The organism is Pseudoalteromonas sp. A757, from assembly GCF_004103285.1.
In the GTDB taxonomy this organism is placed as follows: Bacteria; Pseudomonadota; Gammaproteobacteria; order Enterobacterales; family Alteromonadaceae; genus Pseudoalteromonas; species Pseudoalteromonas galatheae.
The window spans coordinates 62438-83254 of record NZ_QNQN01000072.1; the positions used below are offsets into that span (position 1 = coordinate 62438).

General features: G+C 43.2%; 14 protein-coding genes and 1 other RNA gene. 10 read left to right on the plus strand and 5 right to left on the minus strand.

What is annotated here, in order from left to right:
• The first annotated feature begins 110 nt into the window (after positions 1-110).
• Both DRB05_RS15920 and DRB05_RS15925 read left to right on the plus strand, forming a co-directional pair.
• The gene (locus DRB05_RS15920) at positions 111-1895 is read left to right on the plus strand and encodes a hypothetical protein (RefSeq protein ID WP_128727804.1); all 1785 of its coding nucleotides are present in this window, start codon (positions 111-113) and stop codon (positions 1893-1895) included.
• Between the two features lie 218 nt (positions 1896-2113).
• Positions 2114-2344 carry a hypothetical protein gene (locus DRB05_RS15925; protein WP_128727805.1) on the plus strand — a complete coding sequence of 77 codons (231 nt, stop codon included), beginning with the start codon at positions 2114-2116 and terminating at the stop codon, positions 2342-2344.
• A 113-nt stretch (positions 2345-2457) separates the two neighbouring features.
• On the opposite strand, the gene DRB05_RS15930 is transcribed toward DRB05_RS15925, so the two are convergent.
• Positions 2458-3219: a peptidylprolyl isomerase gene (locus DRB05_RS15930; protein WP_128727806.1), complete on the minus strand. Its 762-nt coding sequence runs from the start codon at positions 3217-3219 to the stop codon at positions 2458-2460.
• A gap of 278 nt (positions 3220-3497) precedes the next feature.
• Between DRB05_RS15930 and DRB05_RS15935 the strand changes: the two genes are divergently transcribed.
• Together DRB05_RS15935 and DRB05_RS15940 are read left to right on the plus strand one after the other, a co-directional pair.
• Complete coding sequence (locus tag DRB05_RS15935) at positions 3498-4754, plus strand: aromatic amino acid transport family protein (RefSeq protein WP_128727807.1); 1257 nt, start codon at positions 3498-3500, stop codon at positions 4752-4754.
• A gap of 205 nt (positions 4755-4959) precedes the next feature.
• A complete protein-coding gene (locus tag DRB05_RS15940; RefSeq protein WP_128727808.1) occupies positions 4960-9165 on the plus strand; it encodes a DEAD/DEAH box helicase in 4206 nt (1401 codons plus the stop codon).
• Here the strand turns inward: DRB05_RS15940 and DRB05_RS15945 are convergent.
• Both DRB05_RS15945 and DRB05_RS15950 read right to left on the minus strand, forming a co-directional pair.
• Entirely contained in the window at positions 9149-10255 is a 1107-nt protein-coding gene (locus DRB05_RS15945; RefSeq protein ID WP_128727809.1) for an amidohydrolase family protein, read from the minus strand. The genes DRB05_RS15940 and DRB05_RS15945 overlap by 17 nt on opposite strands.
• 23 nt (positions 10256-10278) lie before the next feature.
• Positions 10279-10596: a DUF962 domain-containing protein gene (locus tag DRB05_RS15950; protein ID WP_128727810.1), complete on the minus strand. Its 318-nt coding sequence runs from the start codon at positions 10594-10596 to the stop codon at positions 10279-10281.
• A 103-nt stretch (positions 10597-10699) separates the two neighbouring features.
• Here DRB05_RS15950 and DRB05_RS15955 point away from each other — a divergent pair, with 103 nt between their 5' ends.
• Positions 10700-11173 (plus strand): protease, encoded by a 474-nt coding sequence (locus DRB05_RS15955; protein ID WP_128727811.1) that lies wholly within the window; start codon positions 10700-10702, stop codon positions 11171-11173.
• A 98-nt stretch (positions 11174-11271) separates the two neighbouring features.
• Here the strand turns inward: DRB05_RS15955 and DRB05_RS15960 are convergent, their stop codons facing one another.
• A complete protein-coding gene (locus DRB05_RS15960; protein ID WP_128727812.1) occupies positions 11272-12177 on the minus strand; it encodes an OmpA family protein in 906 nt (301 codons plus the stop codon).
• A 164-nt stretch (positions 12178-12341) separates the two neighbouring features.
• On the opposite strand from DRB05_RS15960, the gene rnt reads away from it, so the two are divergent.
• Positions 12342-13010: a ribonuclease T gene (gene rnt, locus DRB05_RS15965; RefSeq protein ID WP_128727813.1), complete on the plus strand. Its 669-nt coding sequence runs from the start codon at positions 12342-12344 to the stop codon at positions 13008-13010.
• A 45-nt stretch (positions 13011-13055) separates the two neighbouring features.
• Here rnt and DRB05_RS15970 read toward each other — a convergent pair whose 3' ends face one another.
• On the minus strand, positions 13056-14708 hold the full coding sequence (locus tag DRB05_RS15970; RefSeq protein ID WP_128727814.1) for a FapA family protein: 1653 nt from the start codon (positions 14706-14708) through the stop codon (positions 13056-13058).
• Between the two features lie 331 nt (positions 14709-15039).
• Here DRB05_RS15970 and DRB05_RS15975 point away from each other — a divergent pair, with 331 nt between their 5' ends.
• The 4 genes from DRB05_RS15975 (at position 15040) to DRB05_RS15990 (ending at position 20750) form a co-directional block, all read left to right on the plus strand.
• Positions 15040-16191, plus strand: a complete 1152-nt coding sequence (locus DRB05_RS15975) for a DUF1887 family CARF protein (RefSeq protein ID WP_128727815.1) — start codon at positions 15040-15042, stop codon at positions 16189-16191.
• A 323-nt stretch (positions 16192-16514) separates the two neighbouring features.
• On the plus strand, positions 16515-16982 hold the full coding sequence (locus tag DRB05_RS15980; RefSeq protein ID WP_128727816.1) for a hypothetical protein: 468 nt from the start codon (positions 16515-16517) through the stop codon (positions 16980-16982).
• Between the two features lie 211 nt (positions 16983-17193).
• Positions 17194-17550, plus strand: a transfer-messenger RNA (tmRNA) gene (ssrA, locus tag DRB05_RS15985).
• A gap of 491 nt (positions 17551-18041) precedes the next feature.
• Positions 18042-20750, plus strand: a complete 2709-nt coding sequence (locus DRB05_RS15990) for a CHASE domain-containing protein (RefSeq protein ID WP_128727817.1) — start codon at positions 18042-18044, stop codon at positions 20748-20750.
• Positions 20751-20817: the final 67 nt, after the last annotated feature.

The following is a 20817-nucleotide window of genomic DNA, read 5'->3' on the forward strand; positions in this document are numbered from 1 at the left end:
GTAGAAATTACCCGATCATAAAGGCACCTAAGCGGTGTAATCTTATGTAATTAGTAAGTTCGGCATTTCGTTCTAACCTTATGGTGATAAAACCCTGTAAGGAAGCCGTCATGAAATATACTATTCCCGTCGTCGCCGTTTGCTTATTGTCCTGCTTTGCAGCACAAAGTGAAGACACCAGAACTCCCAACGATATAGACTACTCTATGTACTTTAATGCTGATATTCGCGATGCTGAATTTTGCGAGCTCACGTACAGCAAAACAAATAAAAAATATCAATATGGAAAAAATGTTACAAACCCTGCAATGACCTGCCCCGATGCATTTTCTTGGCAGTTATTCACCCAAGTTGTTAATGATAGATTTTGGTCAAACTGGGCAGAAGAAAGAGCTAATTGGCCCGAATACCCCTACCCGCTGTGTAGCGAGAGTGAATCTCCGGCAAAAAATAAATGCTGCACACCTGGCAGTGCAAGTAACAACAAAGAACACTGCCCAACCTTCCCTGCAAAACAATATGCTCGAACTCTCAAAAAGCTAAATCACTTTTCGGATAAAAAAGCGCAATCACTTCTTAGTGAACACTCAGAGTTAATACCAACAGGCCGACCCTCAGTGCTGTCAGCAATGAGAAACAAAAACCTAAAAGCGCATGGTGAAATCACAGGTACAAACATCTGTACACCTGCACAAGTTGAACATGTCAAACGGGTGCTGATCCCCAAGTCGGGTTATGAAAGTAAAGGCAGGATTATTCGGCAGATAAACTCTGAGGTGACTGTACGCAACTTACCTTTCCACGATTATTTATTCAGAAACAACTTATATAACGCTGATGGTGTGCTTGATGTATTCGAAAATAATAACAAGAATCAGCAGAAAAATGCGCCATTTCATAGCCGTAATCAATCCGTCATGCAAGATACTACAGCGACTAAAGCAAAGCTATCGACTATCGATCTTCCCCCTGATGCCATCATGATAAAGAGCAACTGGTTATATCATGAATTTGCTACCGAGCTGGGCTACCCACAAGATACTAATCGTTATATATCCAAAACACTGAAAACATCCGTTTGCCTAGCCGAAGATAAAGACCCAACTTCATGTAATGCCAAAGAAAAACCAGAAAATTTCTGTGATATCGTTGGTAAACACTATCTTTTAGCATTTCATATTTCATCAAAAGACATCCCGCAATGGGTTTGGACCACCTTTGAACATGTCGACAATTTTGGTCGGTGTGATTTCACAGGGTGTAATGATGCCTTCGGTTTTAATCGAAAAGTAGAATCAAAAGATGATGTAGGACTCAATTACGTCAGTCCAAAACAACGAAGCGATGAATTAAACTCTCCAAGTATTGTTTACAACAGAGATTTAAAATACGAAGCAGAAGAAATGAGCGCTTCTTTAAGAGCGCTTTTGAAGAATACCGGTATCGCCCAAGGTCAAAGTACGAGTGAACATGAACCGGATCCTGAAGATAGCGCTTGGAGTCACTTTAGGCTCAAAGGTTCTCAGGTCAACTTTACAGATCACATGGGACATTCAACCTTACTTGGCAACTCTATTACAGAAGGTGGTTTTATGCAGCAGTCTAGTTGTATAAGCTGCCATTCTAGAGCTGGGGTTCACAAGGTTATGAAAGAGATCACCGCAGATGGCGAAACAAAGCAAGTCAAGACCGCTGACTTTTTCAAACTTAGTGTGTTCGAGCGCCAGCTAAGTGACTTTGGCTACCAGCAAAGCGTTCACAATGTGCCTAAATCAGAGTGGTTCTATAATAACAACGACAAAGCGACGCTAGACGTATTGCAAACGGATTTTATTTGGGGGTTTTTGTTTGCAAGTCCTCTATGCACCTCTGAAAGTGGCGAAGAGTGTGACTGAAGTAAGTAACCAAAAGTAGCTCACAAACTTTAAACACTAAACGAGCCAACTTACAAACCGTATGTTGGCTCGTTTAGTCTACGAAAGCATATCCCACCTGCAGAAAACCAAAAATAGTGCAACTCATCACCATATAAAAAAGAACAAAAAATAGACAGAATTACAATTTTACTGTTAGGATTGTTCTCGCAAAAATTGGAATAATAAAAGGGTCGGCTATGGAACGTTTACAGAATATGTATTCGATAATGTTGCTGTCTAAGCTGAAAGCAAGCTTTCCAGAATCTTGTGATATCAATCATCACACTTTTTCACTCCCACATGCGGATCAACACCTACTCGAAGATGTTGTAACCACTCACCTCAATGAAGGGCTTATCCAAACGGATGGCCGTGATCAGTATAGTTTGACGACAAAAGCAATTGCTCTGTTTGGCGAAGATGAATAACTTAATAATAAAGAAATAAGCGCACCGAAGTGCGCTTCCAAGTTATTAACCTGAGATCAGGTTAACTAGGGACTGTGATGCTATTGTTAGCATCTGCAACCAAAGTGACTTGGTTACCTATGAAATCTACGTCTGAGACCGAAAATACCAGCCAGCAACATAAGGCTGGCAAACATTGAACCGCCAGATGAATCAGAGTCAGTTGAAGGCTTATCAGGCACTTGATCAATCAAGGTATTTGCTTTAGGGCTAAGACCCTGTGCTGATTTAGGGTCATCATCTAGAACCGTAATTGCGTTTATCGTCACAAAGTTAGCGGCACCTGGTTCACTATTATTATCCTTGCATTGTTCATCAGTAAAGTTAACTAATGGCACATTACCGCAGCGAGGAATTTTTTCTATCGCCTCTAATATTTCCATACCATTACCGGTAACCTCTCCAAACACCGTGTAGCCACCATTTTTGGCATCTAAAGTTTTGCTGTTGTCGACCAAGTTAAAAAACCATTGACTAGTCGCACTGTCTGGCTTGTTTTCCAACTTTGCCATGGCAATCGTGCCCTTTACGTTTGACCACTCGGGCTCATTTTTTACGGCATCGTAAGTATTGATACCGTCGAGAGGGATATTACCTTCATACTTAAATCCGCCACCTTGTACAACAAAGTCGGGAATAACGCGGTGAATTACTGTATCAGAATAGCGTCCGTTATCTACGTATTTCAAAAAATTTTCCACGGTTTTCGGAGTACTTTCATCAAATAGATTGACCTGAAAGCTACCATGAGATGTTTGAAATTCAACAATCGTTGCATTAGCAGCAAAGCTCCCCAACAAAGTTGAAGCGAGCAATAGAGAGTTTAGCTTGAACATACTTTTCCACTTGGTTATTTTAATTCTCTTTGCAAACTAGAATAAAAATTTATTTATAAGTCGGCTAGCAATTCATTGTCAGTGGTAACAATTAAGAACATTTGCAGACTTAGATTTACAAAAACCGATTAAGAACCCGCCACACCTTGTGCAAGTTTTAGCCAAACAAGCGTTATTCACCGCATAACTCCTCGGAGTAGACGGTTTATACATGCAACACTTCGTCATTTTTTATATGATGCGCTCGATTATAATTCTAAATCCAGGACAACAAGTATATGAGTAATTCCTCTGAAGCAGCGATGGAGATGAATACCGTCGACAATGGGCGCTGGACACAACACGACACACATTGGGTATTAAGCTTATTTGGCACTGCGGTCGGAGCAGGTATTTTATTCTTGCCAATTAACATTGGTATTGGCGGCTTTTGGCCACTCGTTATCATGACCGTGCTTGCCTTCCCTATGACCTATTTAGCACACCGAGGATTAGCCCGGTTCGTCCTTTCATCAAAGCAAAAAAACGCTGATTTTACGGATGTAGTAGAAGAGCATTTCGGCGCAGGTGCTGGCCGTTTAATTTCCTTACTTTACTTTTTCTCTATTTTCCCTATTTTGCTTATCTATGGTGTTGGTTTAACCAATACGGTTGACAGCTTTATCGTCAATCAGCTTGGCTTTGAGTCGCCATCTCGCATTTTACTCTCTGGTTTGCTCGTTGCCGGGATGATTGCCATCATGCTCGGTGGCGAAAAGCTGCTCCTGCGCGCTTTTGCTATTTTAGTTTACCCGTTGGTTGGGGTACTACTGTTTTTGTCACTCTATTTAGTGCCTAACTGGCAAATGCCAGTGGTAAGCACGCCTGATGTTGCGAGCTTAACCGAACTGCTTTGGCTATCCGTACCTATCGTAGTATTTTCATTTAGCCATGCAGCCGCCATTTCTAGCTTTGCCAACGTGCAGCGTCGTCACTACAAAAGTGAGGCAGTTCAAAAATCAGAAGCGATCCTTCGTACGACCTCTATTATGTTGATAGTGTTTGTTTTGCTATTCGTATTCTCCTGTGTATTCTCTTTAACACCAGAGCAAATGGAAGAAGCAAAATCAGCGAATGTGTCTGTTTTATCCTATTTAGCTAACGTGTATAACAATCCGTTTATTGAAATGCTTGGCCCGCTTGTGGCATTTATCGCGATTACTTCATCTTTCCTAGGCCACTTCCTTGGTGCACGTGAAAGCTTTAACGGCCTTGCAACCAAGCAAACGAGCATGAGCTACAAACTTGCTGACAAGCTAGGCGTGGTATTTATGTTTGTTGCTATTTGGGTATGCGCCGTATTAAACCCAAGTATTTTGGACATGATGGGAGCTATCTCAGGCCCAATCATTGCGATGATCTTGTTTATCATGCCAACCATTGCCGTGTTTAAAGTACCAGCACTACAAAAATACAAAAGCCACGTTGGCACTTATTTTGTGCTATTCGTCGGCTTGCTGGCGGTTTCTGCATTACTGTATAACATGCTAGGCTAACAAAAAGGGAGGCATCGCCTCCCTCACCTCTCTATCTTTCTTGTTACTTACCCTCATGATAGTTCACCTGTATAGTACTAGTTTTCAGTGCATTGAATGAGCCACCACAGCCCAAAGACGGACTTTGACTTTGCTTGTCTTCGTGGCAGTTCAGACTAAATTATGGTAATTTTCAGTGTCTTAAATTGAACACTACGACCAAACGATGAATTTAGACTTTCCACCAGCAATTAACGAAGAAATCACAGCGCTAATCAATCAAGTGCATAACCTGCCTGTTCACGAGCAAACGCTGTTGAGTGTGCTGGCGGTCGTCTATAAACCAGTTTCAGCAATCAAGCTCAAACGCCTAGTTCAAACGCTCGTGGCAAAAGAGATCATCCCTGAAAATGACTTTGAACAAGGTGTAAGTCATAGCCAAATTATGAAGTGGCGCTCAGACGGGTTAGTGACTTTCAACGAAGATGGAGTGCAAATAAACCTAAAGCTCGCGACCAGTTTAAGCCATCGAGTCATGGCTGACGGCCAGTTTTTAGCAATCCTTAACACCGCAGAAGAGTTTATCCCTGTACTGAATGCTTATGAATGGGAACGCCAATTTGCTGATGAACAACGACTCATTCGAGATTTTTTATTTATTAATCAACTGCCAAAAGCCCGCAACCATTTAGGACTGGCGAAAGACCCACAGGCGGTGTGTCATAAGACCAATCAAGTGCTATTACCACTATATTTTTATCCTTTTTCAGTTGAAGGATTTTCGGCGCTTGCTGATGACTTGCAATATCAGGCTTTTGCAACCTTGCTATATACCTTACTACAGGGTGGTCACAGCATCAGTTATGCACTTGAAATACTCGCACAGGTTCAAGCAAAGACACAAAGCCCGCTACTGACCTGTTTATTAGCAGAATATCAAATCTATACCCTGCAATTGGATAAGGCTCAGGCGTTGGTAGCCAATATCCAAACCGCTTATAGTGCACAAATCATGGCGAGCATTGCTTTTTTACAACAACACGACGACCTTATCGTTTGTTTTGAACAAGCACTAAAAGCCAAAGACAAAATCACCAAACGTAAAAAACAGTACCTAGGTAGAACACTAGGTTTGTTTCATAAATTGGCGTTATTGCAGCAAGCCAATAGCCATGATGCCGCATTATTTGACACCCTCTCTCAACAGCTTGAGTTTGAAAGCCAAGACAGCAAAGCACCTTATAACAACTTCTTTGCCAATAATGTGCTGTTATACTGCGCAGAAAGCTTGTCGCAAAACAGTACCTACAGCAGCGCCCATTTAAATTATTCAAGCCTGAAGAAATCCCATGTTTTTGACTATTACCTAGGTCGCTTGCTCGATTGCTTTGCACACTTTTGGTGTAATCAAAGTTTAGATGCCAAAGCGCTTGCCAGTCTCGACGACTGCATCGCAACGTTTGAGTGTCTCTCTTTACCTCTTTTTGCTGGGCTTGCAAAGCAGTTGATGCTAGCGCAGCACGGTGAGCAATACCCACTTGCGTTTAATCCCGAGCTTAATATTAGCCATCTCGTTGCCAAAAAGACGGCATGGGATTTGGCACTGGATAAGCTTATTGCGCTAAACCCGAACGTAAATACCAGCCAAGAAGTTGACGAGCAATTTCGCCTGATTTGGCAAATTAGGCAAGGTCGCTTTGATATTGAGTTTTTAGCTCGCGAGCAAAAACGAGGTAAAACAGGCTGGGGAAAAGGTAAGCCAATTTCCTGCAAACAACTAAAACAGCACCCCGAGAAATTTAATTATATCAGCCAGTCTGATAAAAAGCTGATCGATGCCATCGCACCACAGTCAGGTTATGGCTACAATAGTCGTGCGGACTATGCCCTTGCGGGAATTCCCGCGTTAAAAGCCGCAGTCGGCGCCACCAACCTATACCATGAAGACGACTTAAAACAAGCCATTACCATTGCCGAGAAATCTCCCGAATTACACATCCGTCAACATGGCGACGACCTGCTACTCTCTATTCCTAATTTACCTAGCTATTTTGGTCAACCGCAAACCTACTCATTTATTCAGCAAGCTGAACATCACTACGAGTTTATTGTGTTTAACCAATCACATATACAGGTCGCCGAGGTTATTGGTGAATCCGGATTAACCGTCCCAGCCAGTGCAAAACAAAAGGTGCTGTCGAGTATTAAAGCCATCGCACCTTACCTTAACGTACAGTCTGATTTAGCTGATATAGATACTGGGCTGGATAGTATCGAGGCACAATCAGCGCTTGTTATTAACATTCAACCTTATCATCAAGGCCTCGATTTTCACTGCGTGGCTATGCCCTTTGGCGAAAAGGGGCCTATTTTTCATCCCGGGCACGGTATTGCCACTGTCAGCGCCGAAATTGATGGTAAACGCTTATCCACCACCCGAAACTTGTTACTTGAGCAGCAAAGATTGGATGAGTTAGATACGCACTGCCCGCTATTTTTGGAGATGACGGATAATCGTTTAAGTTTAGCCGAAATGGATGAAGCGCTAGAGGTACTGCAAGAACTTGAGCTGGTGATTAATCAAGAGCCTTGCCCTATGGCGCTAAAACTCAGATGGCCTAAAGGCAAAAAGGTTAAGCTCAGTAGCAAGCTCGAAAGCCAACATTTGCAACTTGCCATGAGCAAGAAAAATGAATGGTTCGACATGACCGGCGAGCTACAAGTAAGTAATGACCAAGTTATTGAACTTAAACAGCTTCTGAAAATGGTTGCCACTAGCAATGGCCGCTTTATTGCGCTGGACGGTGAGCAAGTACTCGCCCTTTCAAGTGAGTTAAAAGCGCAACTTGAACAGCTCAATAACGCGACCGAAGGCGGAAAGTTTCACCCGCTAGCCGCGCCTTTAATTGCTGAAGCCACCACTGGAATGCGGATGAAAACCTTGCCGGCTTGGGAAGAGCAAAACGAAAAAATGCAGCAAGCCGTCGCATTGACTCCAACGCTTCCTTCAACATTACAAGCCGAGCTGCGCGACTACCAGCAGGCGGGATTTGACTGGGCAATGCGACTGGCCCATTGGGGTGCAGGTGCGTGTCTTGCCGATGATATGGGGTTGGGTAAAACCATCCAAGCGCTGGCGATAATATTGGCCCGAGCCAATGTCGGCCCGACGCTTGTCATCGCGCCGACGTCGGTCTGCTTCAACTGGCAACAAGAAATCCAAAAATTCGCTCCAACCTTGTCGGTGAAACTCTTTTCTGACTATCCACATTCTGATGCCAGAGCTGAGATGCTGGGCAACTTGCAACCATTGGACTGTGTGATATTAAGTTATGGCCTGCTACAGCGCGAAGTTGATATATTAAAACCTATCGCTTTTGAAACCATTGTCGCCGATGAAGCCCAAGCGCTAAAAAACCCTTTAGCAAAGCGTACTCAAGCCGCATGCGCGCTCAAAGGCAAGTTTAAGCTGATCACCACAGGGACCCCAATAGAAAATAACCTCACCGAGCTTTGGTCACTCTTTCGTTTTGTAAACCCAGGGTTGCTCGGTAATCTCAAACGCTTTAGCGAAAAGTTTTCCGCTCCCATTGAAAACGCCAATGAAGATAAACTAGCGGCACACCGTGCCCGTAAAGGACTCAAACACCTGATCCAGCCTTTTATTTTGCGCCGTATGAAGCATCAGGTATTAACCGAATTGCCACCTCGCACTGAGATCAATGTACCAATTCAATTGAGCCAAGAAGAACAAACTTTTTACGAAGCGCTGCGCCAAAACGCCATTGATGAAATTTCGCAGTCAACACAACAAGACAGTGCCAATGAACAACGCTTTAAAATGCTGGCAGCACTAACCCGCTTGCGCCAAGCCTGTTGTCATCCAAAACTGTTAATGGCAGAAAGTCAGATAACCAGCTCGAAATTAGCAGCATTGGATGAGCTTCTGACCGAGCTGCAAGAGAACAATCACAAGGCACTTATATTCAGTCAGTTTGTAGGCCACTTGCAACTTATCAAAGCTCGCTTGGAAAAACGCGGGATCCGGTTTCAGTATTTAGATGGCAGCACGCCAAGCAAAGCTCGTCAGCAGGCCGTGAATGCCTTTCAAAAAGGTGAAGGCGAGGTATTTTTAATTAGCCTCAAAGCCGGAGGCTCTGGTTTGAACCTTACCGCAGCAGATTACGTTATTCACATGGATCCTTGGTGGAATCCTGCGGTTGAAGAGCAAGCGTCAGACCGCGCACATAGAATGGGACAAACACGCCCCGTTACTATTTATCGCTTAATTGCCAAAGGCACGATTGAAGAACAAATTGTCGAGCTTCATCACCATAAAAAAGACCTTGCGGATCAATTGCTCGCGAACACCGATAAAGTGATGAAACTAGACGTAAACGATGTACTATCCATGCTCAAGGAGACGCTATAACACAAATCTCTGGCGCACGATAAGGTAAATCTAACAGCGAAAAATAGTTTTGACCTAAGGCGATCCGGCGAAAGGCGTTGTCGTCAAGTTCGGCGAGAATTCGACTATTGATATCGACTTCTTCTAAATAATCGAAAAAGCGTTTATTTTTACTGGCGACGAAGTCACTGCCCGGTAAAAAGCGCTCAGCATGGGCATTAATAAATTCAACATACTGCCCCTGAATTTTCGGGTCGCTAAAATAATAGTCATACAAAATTCGCCATGACAGATCGGCCTTTAGGTTTTTATATTGGGAGAATAACCGCTCCATGGTGCTTATGTGTAGCTCAGGATCAATTCGGCTTAACTCTTTTGAGACCCCCATGTGCATCCAAATAATATCGTTTTCTGGATAGCGCTTTAGCACTTCCTCAAGCAACGGTAAGTATTTAAGTGGCGCGCTGTTTTCGCCTAAATCAGCGTGCAGTGCAAGCGGAATACGCTTTGCTTTTAACACTGCCATAAACGGCTGCCACTTGGCGATAGTCTCTTTATCTACCGCTTGATGGCCGTTACCAAAATGCGCCGCTTTGACTAAATTCACTTCTCCCATCCAACGAAATAAGTCACCAAACTCATCTTCAAGTAGTGTCATTTTTGGCAAAATAGTCTCTGGTTTGTGTAAGTCAGCAAAGGTCATAGACAAGGTAATATGCACGTTATCTGCGCCATATTTAAGATAATTGCTCGCATTTTTAAAGTCATTTTGAATGCTGGGAGAAATCAACTGGCTGTAGCACCCACGCTCACCAAAGCAATCAGCCTTTCGCTCGTAGGTTTGACCAATGCCATAAACGTTGATAAACACCACTCCCGCACGCTCCGCCCAAGTAACGAGCTTATCAAACGGGACTGCATCTCCGCGAAATGGTTGAAAATGGTGGTGGGAATCAACGGCAAAAGAACTAGGCTGCGTCTTGCGGTCGTAACACTGGGTATTATCTACACTAAAAGTTGCCAACGTGCGTGTGCCAGTGGCCGACACACTTTGACAGCCAGCCAGTAAAACTGCACAGCTAAAGGCAATAATACTTTGTTTTACACTCATTTTTATTATCTACCGAGTCTCCTTTACCAAGGTACTTTACCACGGATAATATCCTTGTACATGACCCAGTCACCCATCAAGCTATACAGCGGATATTGAAATGTCGCTGGCTTATTTTTCTCAAAAAAGAAATGTCCCACCCAAGCAAAACCATAACCCGCGATTGGCATTAACCATAATAAAGACCAATGTGTAAAAATCAGCGCAAAGAGCAAAATCAAAAGCACTAAGGTTGAGCCGATAAAGTGCAAACGACGGCAAGTTTTGTTTTTGTGCTCCGCAAGGTAATAAGGGTAAAACGATGCAAAAGAATTGAACTCTTTGTTATTATTTTTAGTCATGAGAGTATGCGATTCGTTATTCGGCTGTAATACTCAGCATAGTGCAAAGTATTTACGTTGAAAATAAAAAAGGAATGAGCGTGGCAACAGGCTCAAAAACAGTATGTTGAAACCCCTAATGATGATCACCGCTGCTATGCTGCTCCAAGCTTGCAACGACACCGCCCCAACCACCAAATCAGAGGAAACGATGAATGCACAGAGTAACATCCAATGCAGTGTAAGTAAGGGCTCTGACTCAGGTATGACCTACCCCGTTAATTTCACTTTTACCAACGCAGGCCATAATGATGAAAAGTTTCTAATTTGGCATACCCCTTTTGAAGGCTGGTGGAGCCAATTTTTAGAGGTGACACAAAATGGTAAGCAGCTTAATTATCAAGGACCCATGGCGAAACGACTCGCCCCCTCAGCCAATGAATTTATGACCCTAAATGCCGGGCAAAGTAAAAGCGTAGAGTTAGATTTAGCACTGGCTTATGAGATAAACACCGCGCAGCCTATTACCATCGCTTATCACAATCAGCTAAGCCATGCCAATGCATTAAAAGCATCATGTAGTGCGGTATTAGAATAAAACCGATATCAGCACCGTAGGTCGGCTTTTAAGCCGACAACTTAACCCAATAACCGACAACCCAACTAACCCATAACCAACTACAAAAAACCCCAACATCAAGGTCTTGAAATTTGGATCACGACTCGACGGTTCTTACCACGACCAATGGCATTGTCGTTGGTATCAATATGGCGCTTTTCGCCAAAGCCATCAGTCATAATTTTACTCTCTTCAACCCCTAAGTTCGCCATATAGGATTTAATCGCCTCGGCCCGTCTCTTTGACAATCTCAGGTTGGTATCACGGCCACCGTAACTATCGCTATAAGCCGAAATATAAATTTGCTCAATTTTCGGATCATTTTTAAGATATTCGCCGATCATATCTAAACGTTTGCGTGACGACTTTGTCAGTTCACTGGAGTTTTTCTTGTAGTTCATCACTGTAAAAGCAATGTCTTCAAAGCTGTATGGTAGCAAATTATCGCGACACTGTAAGAACGCCCAATATGCCTGTTTAAAGTTCACTGACGACAAAGAAACTGAGATTTTATCTACGTCGTTGTGCCAATCTTTATAATAAAAAGTGGGAAAGTAGCCCTTTTCAAGCTCAGTCAGCAACTGCCACGCGACGTCATTTTCAAGTTCACCGTCAAATTTTTTCAGCAATTTCATTTGGCCGATACTTCTTGCCGGTTTGCCGGCTCGCCAAAGCGGAGGCACCGATTCAAGCCCTGCAAAATCGTAACTTTCAGGACGTACCATCATATCGAGGTTAAAGGTTAAATCTTTATTTTTACTGGCGTTACTTGAAAATATAGCTTCACCGTAATACGGAACTTCATGGTTAAGCGCACAGCTCAAACGATTGTTTTGGTCAACATTCCAATGTGATGAATCAGCTTCGGCAGCGTATTGCCGCATTGCAGCCTCGCTATTAAAGGCAATGGCGCATAACGATATACCAACCCAACCTACTGATTTATATAACTTGATCACCCCACACCTCACAACATCAACCATTAATCTACACGCACTCAACATGCTAAAAACTAGAGTTTGTCTCTACCAATTCGCGCTATTTAGAGTTAAGCAATAAATGTACCATACTAAGCGCTCTCAAGCTGCTCGCTTCTTGTCGAGGTATCAGTATAATAGGCCGCTAAATTTCACAAACCAAGAAGATTATGTCTGATACCGAGCAAACGCTATTTTCAAAACGCTTTCGCGGCTTCTTTCCTGTAGTTATCGACGTGGAAACCGCTGGCTTTAATAAAGATACTGACGCCCTACTAGAAATTGCCGTTAGTATGTTAAAAATGGACGATGACGGGGTATTAAGCTTAGATCAGACAGTACACTTTCATGTTGCGCCTTTTGAAGGTGCAAATATTGAGCAAGCTGCGATTGAATTTAATGGCATTGATCCATTTTCACCACTCAGAGGCGCAGTTGCAGAAGATGAAGTGCTGAAAGAAATTTGCAAAGCTGTGCGTAAAGCTCAAAAAGCCGCAGGCTGCCAGCGCTCCGTTGTCGTTGCCCATAATGCCGCTTTTGATCACGGTTTTTTAAATGCAGCTATTGAGCGTAATAAGATAAAGCGCACACCTTTTCACCCATTTGTCAGCTTTGATACCACATCACTTGCAGGGCTTGCTCTAGGCCAAACGGTGCTTGCAAAAGCATGTCGTGCAGCGGGTATAGAGTTCGATAACAGTCAAGCACACAGCGCACTTTACGACACAGAGCGCACCGCAGAGCTCTTTTGCTACATAGTCAACAGGTGGCAAGCATTAGGTGGCTGGCCTTTACCTGAACCAGAGCCTGAAGTCGAGTCAACAACCGACACCGAATAATAAAAATGCCAGCAAATTCAGCTGGCATTTTTGTAAGTGTTCGTTTTACGCTATTTCTGCGGTTTTGGCAGTCGTAAACTGTTGCATGATTTTACCTTCATGTAGTTTAACGAAATTAGGCGGGTAAATTCGCGAAAACAGTTTAGTATCTTTCGCTATTTTCACTTCAGTCCCAGGATGCATCAACTCATTGACAGTGACTCGACTCAAGCGTGCTAAGCGATGTATTTTTTGCTGTATTAACCGGATATTACGCTGATTACGGCCATAATGTTTGTTGATCTGCGCTTCGCTATGCTGCAACTTGGCAAGATAGGCTTCTCGCTTTTGAGATAGCGGTGACGCCTGCGCTTTATTCATCGCACGCTTAATATCAATGATCTTGGAGGCTAGCATCTTTTCTAGCTCTACCAGCTCGCGGTGCTTCTCGTGCAAACTGTCCCAGTCTTGGGCTAATGAAATACGTGTTCTTGTGCCAGATGGCGCCCCAAGCTCACCCGTTTCTATACGCATGGCGTCCAAAACATTACCGCCAACCAATTTACCTCTTGGGGTCTCACCTTTGCCTACTTTTATTAAACGTTTGGAGGCTAAATCACAATGCAGAGCTTGACGTTCAATCAAAATGTCTTGCTCACTCTCAATGTGACAGTACTGCGCATAACCTAAAGAAACACTGCGCTTTGCTGTAATTGAGCACGAAAAAGGTTCACCTTCGATGCGTTTACGGCCAATCGTACCAAGCATAACCGTAACCGCACTGCCGCTTTCAAGAATAGCCGACTCCACAAAACCAATAACGGTAATATCTCCTGAAGCCTTAACGCGCATTCCATCTTTGATATCACCACTTACAATCACACTACCATCAAACTCAACATGCCCAGTCGTCACATCAATGTTTTCGTAGCACAGTACATCATCAACGCGCATACCACGAGGAACGGCTACCGGCACACCTTTTGAATCGGCAATAAGTAAGTTTTTGTCATTAGGGTCAAGCTTGGTGCCTTCTGACACCTCAAGTGGCGCATCTTTACCCGGTTTTGGCTCAATCACATCGCCAAACACGGTATAACCTGGCTCACCTTCAGTTGGCGGGACTTTTTTCATCAATGGGCTACCCGGTTTTACGGTGATGATAGCGCCTAAATTACGCATATCGACTTTGCCACCACTCGACTCTTGTGGGCTAAGCACTCTATCTTGTGCTGTCATACACAAACGCACAAAACGCGCGTCGCTACCATCTTTGGCACGTTGTCCATGTGCGACAATACCGCTGTAGGTGTGTCCAGAAGGGAGTTCTAACTGCTGACCAAGCAGATTATCGAGAGCTTTACCACTGACACCCTTTTTAATGCCAGCTTGTTTTAATGCTTGTTTGGCTTTGTTCATACAAACCAACTTACCGCCTCGGGCTGTGGTTACTCTCGCCTCGGCAAGCATATTACCTTCTTCAATACGCACAGAAATAGATGCATCGATAGCGCGAGCCACAATTAACGAGTCCTGCTCAGGTGCCTCACTAGCGGAAAATAATTGGCCTATATTGGCATGAATGATCTCAAAATCCGCATATGGCGACTCCTCAATCATCTCAATCAATTGAGACGAGCTCGCCGGAAATCCGGATTCCACTGGATGAGAGAGCAAGTAGACATAGCCCTCATCCTCATCAAAACGAAATAATGACATTCATCAACCCTGAAATATATGCACGATCTTATTGTTATGTTGTTATTTTTAATGCAGCGGGATCATTTGAGCATAACTTAGTCAAATTGTTAAGCTTAACATTACCTGAACCACTACAAATTTTAAATGAATGTAAATCGTTCTGTGCATTAAAAGTACAACTTATTATTTTCCTTAGATTTATCGGCTTTACAGTGCAAAGCTTTAGACAAACTTTAGGGTTTCGCGCTTAGTAGCGTCAAATTCATAACTAAGTATTACTCCGTTTTACACTTGCCGCTTTATAGGGTAGTTTCATCTTTTACGACGGACATAAATTTTAGGGACAGCCATGACAAAACACGTACACCTTAGTTTTATCGACACCAACTTTATCAACTCACTTACGCCTGTACTCGACCACAATATTGACTCAGATGAAATACTCTATTTAATAGAATCTCAACAACAACAAAATCTTGAAGATATTAAAAGAGTGTTGGGGCCAAGAGGGGTGAAAGTACATCATGCCCTTATTCCTACCAGCCGAGATAGCGACACCTTAATCGACAGCTTCCACCAACTCATTGACACCCTCATTAGCGAGCAGCCAGAAACCCAATTTGTGTTTAATGCCAGTTGCGGCGACCGCCAACACTTGCTCTCGATGTATGAGGTGATCCGCGCCTATCCAATTGAATGTTTTATCATTGAACCCGAACGCGACGAACTTCACTGGCTTGTACCAACAGAGCGAACTAACACCATCCTTGCCGATAAATTAAAGATACGCGATTTTTTTAACCTCATCGATGGCGATATTACTGAAATTGCAAATGAGGGGGTTGTTGATATTCGCTATCGCCAGCTCGGTGCCAAATGGGCAACCAGTCAAACGGATTTTAGCCATGCCCTAGCCCAGCTCAACTATCTCGCTGCTAGCAGTGAAGATAATGGACTTATTAGTGAGCCTTTGAGTCGCAGCCAAATAAATAGCCCAAGTTTACAAACACTCATTGACGATTTAGAAGATGCTAACATCGCTATAAGGCAAGACGACAAATTAAAGTTTGCTAATGAAGGCGCCCGCTTTTTTGCCAACGGTGGCTGGCTAGAAGAATATGTTTACGCCACCCTCCTCAGCCTAAAAAAAGAACTCACCATTTTACAAGATGTCGCCCAAGGCGTTGCGATTAAACGTCGCGTGGGACAAGGCTATGTCAATAACGAGCTAGATATTGTAGCGCTCGCCAACAATAAGCTTCACCTCATTGAATGCAAAACCAAAAAGTTTAGTAAAGGGGAAGGCAATCAAGTGATTTATAAACTCGACTCACTCAGCGAGCTATTTGGTGGCGTACAAGCAAGGGGTCTACTAGTGAGCTATCAAGGTATTAGAACTTCGGAAAGACTACGCGCCAAAGCGCTAGAAATTGGCCTGATCTGCGAAGATGACCTTGGCCAACTAAAAGATAGACTACGCAACTGGTTGCGCGGAGCGTAAACACAAAAAGCAACATACCCAGCGTTTGTTGGCGCTGCGTTTATCACCCCTACAAACCCACAAAGCGGTAGCGAGTGCTCCGCTTTCTGTCGCCGTACAATAATCCACTTTTCTTTTAGCACAATCCTATAGACTTTAGAGCTGAGTTCGTCAGATATCAATGCCTCCAACTCCTTAAACAACGAAATAGCGCTTCAACCTTTATGGTTCATATCGGGATAAGTGACAAAGCACTCCTTGGTTAGAGGGTTTAAGTTTATTGAGCCACTTTTGGGCATACACCTTGCTGAAGTTGTTATACGTATTTCAGAAGGATTTGCTAAATGAAAGTTCAACACCAAGCAGTGCTATACAATCAGGCTCAGGTGCGACGCGCGCAATCAATCGAAAATGAAGCGAAGGGAAGCGTTTTGCCAGCATCAGAGGCAACAACTAGCCACATCAAAGAGGCACAATTCGACTTTACCCATATGACCAAGAAAGAACTGGCTGTGGCATCTAAAGCACTGTATGACGAAGGAATATTGGATTTAGGGCAACATGCTTCGCTTTCTTTACATTATTTTGTTGTTGAGCAAGGCCTAAATCGGGGGAGTGGAATTCCCTCTCCTGCCGATACTTCACGAGCCGAGAATGAAAAAATCGACGTTATCGCTATGCAAAAGGCCAAGTTAAGAGAGGCCCGTCGGAGTGGCCGATCAGAAACAGAAATTCAATTTTCTGAAAAGCTGCTCAAGACTTTAGAGAACTATCAATATGGTGGTAAGGAAAGATTCTTCGCAAGTGCCTAGTCGCACAAATAAAAAGCCAACCCGTTATACATATAATCAACGCTTACGGCCTTGTTCAGCAATCGGCGAGTAATTAATCAAACACGCCTCTGCTTCGTGAAATCATCAGCAAATGGCATGATAAGCCATTGTAATGACATTAATCCTATGTATAATGCGAGACATAGTTAGATGTTAGATGTATAGACACTAACAGTACTGAATTTATTCAGGGGCTGATTAGGATTCGACGGGATTCAAGAAGCCTAAGGTGCATGTCGAGGTGCGGCTGGCCTCGTAAAAAAGCCGTATTTAAAGTAATCGCAAACGACGATAACTACGCTCTAGCGGCATAATAGCCCGCTAGCACTCCTCCATGATATTCTTGTGGATCTGGTTCTGGAGTGTCACCCTACACAAGATCGCTACGGAAACCCTGGCCGGGGTTGAAGGGCTAAAACTAAGCGGCCTCGCCTTTACTTATCGTGTTCGTCCGAGATTTAAAGGTTAACCAAAAGACGATACTAAACATGTAGGACCGAAGGTCGACGCTTTCCGGACGGGGGTTCAAATCCCCCCAGCTCCACCAAATTTTAGCGTTTTAAAACAGCCAGTTAGAGCAACAAGCTCTGACTGGCTTTTTTGTTTTCGGGGCAAACATCCACATTTCATCCTAAAAAGTGTCCACATCGTGACCACATTTATATAAAGCCCAAAATCCGCATATTTATACCAATTGAATTAATTCTCTAATCAATTTGAAGGGTGAAATAGCATATTAGCTTCGTTAAAAATTTCTCATTTAGAACAACTAAATAGCAAAATTTTTGCCTTGCTACTAAAGCAATTTCCCCGCTTCAAGATAGATCATTTACTTAATACAATTGGTATTATTTTAGCTTTTAAGGCTACGGGACTGAGCTAGCCCCAATCTACAATTTATTCAAATAACAATTCAAAATATGCTTTAGTGAGCCAATTGAGGCGTAAATTGAGCGTTGTTACTTTGCTGTAATCACTATCAATTCAATGCTATCTGGACTAACATATTGGTTAGATTTAGAGCGTAAGGAATATAGCGTGTCGTTAGCGAATGCTCGCACAGTTCGGCAAAGCCGATTTGTGCCACTGGTTGCTGCACTACTTGTGTTAGTTGGTAGTATGCTTTACGGGCTGGTGTTATATGAGCAAGAAAAAGAGCATCATGCTGAAAAAGTCGCCTCGGCACTTGCTTTGCGCCTTGATCATGTGACTGAGGGAGTGAACGAACGCGTTACATTGTACTGGTATGGTATTTTAGGGCTTCGCAATGCAATTTATGCGAACCAACAACATAGCTTTGACTATCAGGCAATGCGGCGATATATCGACTCGTTTGATTTCCAAGCGGAGTATCCAGGCGCACGAGGCGTTGGAATTATTAAGTATGTCCCCATCGATAACGTGAGTAGCTTTGTGCAACAAGCACAAGCTGAGCGCACGGACAGAACATTCTTCATCAAAACGCTAAATCCACATAACACCAGCAAATTTGTTATTCAGTATATTGAGCCAGAAATAAACAATGATAAAGCTGTCGGGTTGGATATAGGCTCCGAAGCTAGTCGCAGAACTGCAGCAATAGAGGCTGCAACCACCAATGAACCAAGGCTTACCGCCCCAATCACCTTAGTGCAAGCCGACAATAAGGTTAAATACGGATTTTTAATTCTCGCACCAATTTACACCTCAATTAGTATTGCAAAAGATGAAGAAAATCGTTTACATAATTTGATTGGTTGGACTTACTCTCCTTTACTTATCGATGAAATCCTGTCGACTTTACTTTCTTTTCGACAAGATGTTTCAATTCAAATCTCTGATGTAACCAATAATGATGAAAACACTCCATTTTATCAGGCACTAGAAGAAGATGTTAGAGAGAAAAATAGCCCACTCGCTAAGCAAGTCGCGTTATTTGGTCGCACTTGGGAAGTAAAGATTTGGCCAACTCCAAAGTTTATCCGTTCACTCAACTTAGTGTCGCCGAATACTATTTTGCAAGTAGCACTACTAGTTTCTTTGCTATTGGCAGTCATCACTTATATTTTACTTTTAAGCTTTACACGTCAGCGCTTAGCAGAAAGAGAAAAATTGGCGGCTGAGGAAGAAAAAGCACAATCCCTGGCGAAACTGAACTCGTCTTTAGAACAAGAGGTGAAAGCGCGTACTAAAGAAATCATTAAATACAGCCAGCTGCATACCAGTATTGTGGAAGGTTCGGGTTATGCCATTATTGCCACCGATCCAGACGGTATCATTACCCAGTTTAACCCAGCGGCCGAGCGTTTATTAGGATATAAAAAAGATGAGCTCATTGGTAAATCTTCCCCCGCCATTTTTCACCTTAAAGAAGAAGTAGTAACAAGAGCAGAAGCACTGACGAAAGAGCTTGGTAGAGTCATTGACCCTGGGTTTGAGGTCTTTGTCGCCAAAGCTATACAAGGTGTGGTCGATACTAACCGATGGACCTATGTCACTAAGCAAAACCGGTATGTTCAAATCAAGCTAAGCGTCACAACATTAACCGATGAGCATGGTAATATAGACGGTTTTTTGGGTATTGCATTAGATCTCACAGAGCAACTCAAATATGAACGAGAGCTCTCGCACGCCAAAGAAGCAGCGGAGCAAGCAGCCAAGGCCAAAGCCGTCTTTTTGGCAAATATGAGCCATGAAATACGAACCCCTATGAATGGCTTATACGGTACCCTGCAACTCTTAAAATCGGAGCCGCTCAATAGCACTGCCACCAATCTACTCGAAAAAGCGACCTACTCAATTAAGGCACTTAACACCATCATTAACGATATTTTGGATTTCTCTAAAATTGAAGCCGGTAGAATTGAGCTTGAAGAGCGGCCATTTAATATTGAGGTGTTGGTTGAACATCTACGCTCAGATTTTTTGGTATTGGCAAAAAACAAGGGGCTAAAACTTAAGATCCACGTTGAGCTTGAGCATAAGTTTTGGCTCGGAGATGAAGTCAGAGTCAGACAAGTGTTGCTTAACCTCTTGTCAAACTCCATTAAGTTTACTGAAACTGGCAGTATTATTACCCATATAAAACCGCTTCAAAATGATTCAGGTATGCTTATTACCGTTGCCGACACCGGCATCGGGATGACAGAAGCCACAATCAACAAGCTCTTTTCACGATTTGAGCAAGCAGATAAGTCCACCACTAGAAAATTTGGTGGTACGGGGCTTGGTCTTTCTATCACTCGCTCTCTAATTGACCTGATGGGCGGTACGATTAAAGTAGAAAGTACCGTTGGAGAAGGCAGTCTATTTAGCATCGAGTTGCCAATGCAAAAGTCTGAGGTTACGTCAGAGCAACCAACAACCGACCAGCTGACCGCAGCAGACTTAAACGGCGTATCTATATTGCTGGCTGAAGATAACCCAATAAACCAGCTGGTAGTTCGTTCTATGGTCAGTAAAGCCAACGGTAATATTACAATTGCAAATAATGGTAAAGAGTCGATAGATCAATTCGAGCGAAGCAAACCAGAGCTAATACTTATGGACATTCAAATGCCTGAAATGGATGGCGTTGAGGCTTGTAAACTTCTGAAGAGTAAAGACCCCAACATCCCAATTATCGCATTAACTGCAAATGCTTTTCCGGAAGACAAAGCTTTATATGAGCGCGTTGGATTTGATGGCTATGTTGCCAAACCCATAGAGGAGCTTGAGCTTATCAATACCATCGCGACCGTACTCGCCCATAGCCGAGATATGCAGTAACTTTTTCAGCTATGAGAACACTCTGCGGTTAGTAGTTACAAACTTAGTCATTTAACAAAGTGCATGT

Bases quoted from the DNA above. Each gene is read 5' to 3' on its own strand.
- DRB05_RS15935 (WP_128727807.1), top strand. From the start codon at position 3,498: ATGAGTAATTCCTCTGAAGCAGCGATGGAGATGAATACCGTCGACAAT.
- DRB05_RS15960 (WP_128727812.1), bottom strand. From the start codon at position 12,177: ATGGTTGATGTTGTGAGGTGTGGGGTGATCAAGTTATATAAATCAGTA.
- DRB05_RS15925 (WP_128727805.1), top strand. From the start codon at position 2,114: ATGGAACGTTTACAGAATATGTATTCGATAATGTTGCTGTCTAAGCTG.
- DRB05_RS15945 (WP_128727809.1), bottom strand. From the start codon at position 10,255: ATGAGTGTAAAACAAAGTATTATTGCCTTTAGCTGTGCAGTTTTACTG.
- DRB05_RS15955 (WP_128727811.1), top strand. From the start codon at position 10,700: ATGTTGAAACCCCTAATGATGATCACCGCTGCTATGCTGCTCCAAGCT.
- DRB05_RS15980 (WP_128727816.1), top strand. From the start codon at position 16,515: ATGAAAGTTCAACACCAAGCAGTGCTATACAATCAGGCTCAGGTGCGA.
- DRB05_RS15940 (WP_128727808.1), top strand. From the start codon at position 4,960: ATGAATTTAGACTTTCCACCAGCAATTAACGAAGAAATCACAGCGCTA.
- DRB05_RS15920 (WP_128727804.1), top strand. From the start codon at position 111: ATGAAATATACTATTCCCGTCGTCGCCGTTTGCTTATTGTCCTGCTTT.
- DRB05_RS15970 (WP_128727814.1), bottom strand. From the start codon at position 14,708: ATGTCATTATTTCGTTTTGATGAGGATGAGGGCTATGTCTACTTGCTC.
- DRB05_RS15975 (WP_128727815.1), top strand. From the start codon at position 15,040: ATGACAAAACACGTACACCTTAGTTTTATCGACACCAACTTTATCAAC.
- DRB05_RS15930 (WP_128727806.1), bottom strand. From the start codon at position 3,219: ATGTTCAAGCTAAACTCTCTATTGCTCGCTTCAACTTTGTTGGGGAGC.
- DRB05_RS15950 (WP_128727810.1), bottom strand. From the start codon at position 10,596: ATGACTAAAAATAATAACAAAGAGTTCAATTCTTTTGCATCGTTTTAC.
- rnt (WP_128727813.1), top strand. From the start codon at position 12,342: ATGTCTGATACCGAGCAAACGCTATTTTCAAAACGCTTTCGCGGCTTC.